This is a genomic window from Bacillus sp. JJ1521 (assembly GCF_036965165.1).
Lineage (GTDB): Bacteria > Bacillota > Bacilli > Bacillales > Bacillaceae_L > Ferdinandcohnia.
Genome location: NZ_JBALOX010000135.1, coordinates 10,175 through 12,446, shown reverse-complemented (window position 1 = coordinate 12,446; position 2,272 = coordinate 10,175). Strand labels below are relative to the sequence as shown.

General features: G+C 35.5%; 3 protein-coding genes. All 3 read right to left on the bottom strand.

All coding sequences use genetic code 11. The features are described 5' to 3' along the window. The coding region (locus V7147_RS17720) for a YpmS family protein (RefSeq protein ID WP_335369159.1) at window positions 1–475 on the bottom strand (475 nt) is incomplete at its 3' end. A 25-nt stretch (window positions 476–500) separates the two neighbouring features. Beyond that, on the bottom strand, window positions 501–1,283 hold the full coding sequence (locus V7147_RS17715; protein WP_335369158.1) for a GDSL-type esterase/lipase family protein: 783 nt from the start codon (window positions 1,281–1,283) through the stop codon (window positions 501–503). A gap of 190 nt (window positions 1,284–1,473) precedes the next feature. Next, a partial coding sequence (locus V7147_RS17710; RefSeq protein WP_335369157.1) for a metallophosphoesterase occupies window positions 1,474–2,272 on the bottom strand: 799 nt, incomplete at its 5' end.

Here is a 2,272-nt window from a genome sequence, read left to right as displayed (position 1 = left end):
CATAGATATCATGTTTATTTGCATCAATCAGAACCCACTCCGGTAGATTGTAATAATCATTAATATAGCGTAGAACAAATGTGACTGGTAGACTCACTTGACCAACAGTAAAAGCTTCCTGCTGTAGAAGCAAATCCCCGTTCTCAAGCACCACAGGCTTAAAGGTCATTACCATATCAATCTCTTTTCCAAATACTGTAATCGTTCCAAGCAGCATGACACGTTCCGTCAACAACACCTTATAATTTAGCGGATTATCCTTTGCCTCTTTTTTCAAAAAGTTATCGATCACTCGATTTAGGTCCTCTTTGTTCGCTTGGACAGATAGATTCACATGATCCTTAGAAACCACTTTTTCCTTTGGTTTCACTTCTTTCGTCGGTGCAAAAAGCAAGCCGAAAAAAACGAGCACACACACAAGATTTACCGCAAGCAGTGTTAGAAACAGGACCTTCCATTTATTTTTTATTTTCATCAAAGACCCCCTTTACGAAGGAAAATCATTCAAACATGATTGCTTCAAAAATTCGTTCACTCATTAATTCATACCCTTTTGAGTTTGGATGAAACTCATCTTCTGCAAGAAGATTATCACTAGACTGGCTAAATACATCATCCACTTCTACAAATTTAGTATGACCAAATTCAGAAAGAATGTTTTTACTGCCTTCGTTCCAATCGTCAACAATCGTATTAATTTCAGTAGAAAGATCAATAAACCAACCAAATGGATTGTACAGACCAACCAGTACAATTTCTGCATCATTATTAACGTTGCGTATATTTTCCAGCACTTTATGGAGGCGATCCTCATATTTTTCCTGTTCTTTTTGGAACACATTTAATGATAAATCAAAAAGGTTTTCTTTTACAATTTTCATTATATCATTTCCACCGATTGTAATGATAATAATGTCCGCGTCAGCAATCCCTTCTTGTACTTTCTCATTCTTCAAACGGTTTAGAAGGTCTGATGTTTTATGACCTTTCACACCGAAATTCTCAAGCGTAACTGATTTTACATCTTTTTCACCCAACAGCTTTTCCTCTAGCAAGGAAGTATATCCCCCCAGCTTCTTCTCATCACCAACACCTTTTGTTAAAGAATCACCGATTGACGTAATATGAAGATCTCTTGGAATAAAATCATCCGGGATTTCCCGCTTCGGAGTTAGACCTGTATCATGGTTAGTGGTGGCTACACCTGTTGTTGCCGGCGTCCCGCCAGAACATCCAAACATCAATAAGCTAGTAATAATAATGGCAAAAATTAGATTGTTCATCCTGGTCACCTACATTTCTCTTTGTGACTTTTGTTTACAAGTTTAGTATTATAGTACGTGAAAAAACCTATAACGATTCCAATTTTAACAAAATGTCCTGCACTCAAAGTAATATTTTTAATCCTCTTGAAAATTGAACCAATTCGAGAAAAAATGCTGAAAAAAGACGTCAAAAATGGACGTCTTTGTTTTACATTGCTTGTTGTTTCTCTGCAATTTCCTCTCCAAGTGTTAGCGTATGAATAGTAATTTCGGGATTGCTTCGGACACGAATATTAACCCCTGTTTGACCTAATCCTTCATTAATGTAAAATGGTTTTCCATCATGAGTATGAAAACCTTTTATCATATTCATTCTAACAAGTTTCCCCATTTTCACCAAGTGATAGGGCTTTGGATAACAAATTTGTCCACCGTGGAAATGACCCGATAATAAATAATCAAACTGATAATCCTTCATATGCAATACAAGGTTTGGATCATGGGTTAACACAAGATTATAGCCAGGCTTTAACGACGAATAGGATTCTTCAAGATTACTTCTTTTCGAACTAAAATCATCAATCCCAATCAGATTTAAACGGTGTCCATGGATCACGAGTGACTCATTCTCATTTTGAAATGTTTTAATCTCAAATTCCCCTATAAGCTGCTTTAATTTTTCAAAATTCTTCTTTCGTAGAAAATAGTCATGATTACCAAACACCGCATATATTCCATGTGCCGGGGCTATTCTTTTAAAAACTTCAAGATACGGGACTAGCTTCGGAATACTACGTTTACGATCTAAAAAATCTCCCGTAATCGCAATTAAATCAATTTTTTCATCTTTAACCTTATTATATAATTCTTCCGGAGTAATTGATAGATTTTCAAGATGTAAGTCTGAGAGGTGGAGAACATTAACTTGCGTTGGATTCACATAATCTTGAGTTGGTTTGACATCAATTTTATTTAATTTCACATTGTACGTGTTTTTATTTGCTTTT

Bases quoted from the DNA above. Each gene is read 5' to 3' on its own strand.
- V7147_RS17715 (WP_335369158.1), bottom strand. From the start codon at position 1,283: ATGAACAATCTAATTTTTGCCATTATTATTACTAGCTTATTGATGTTT.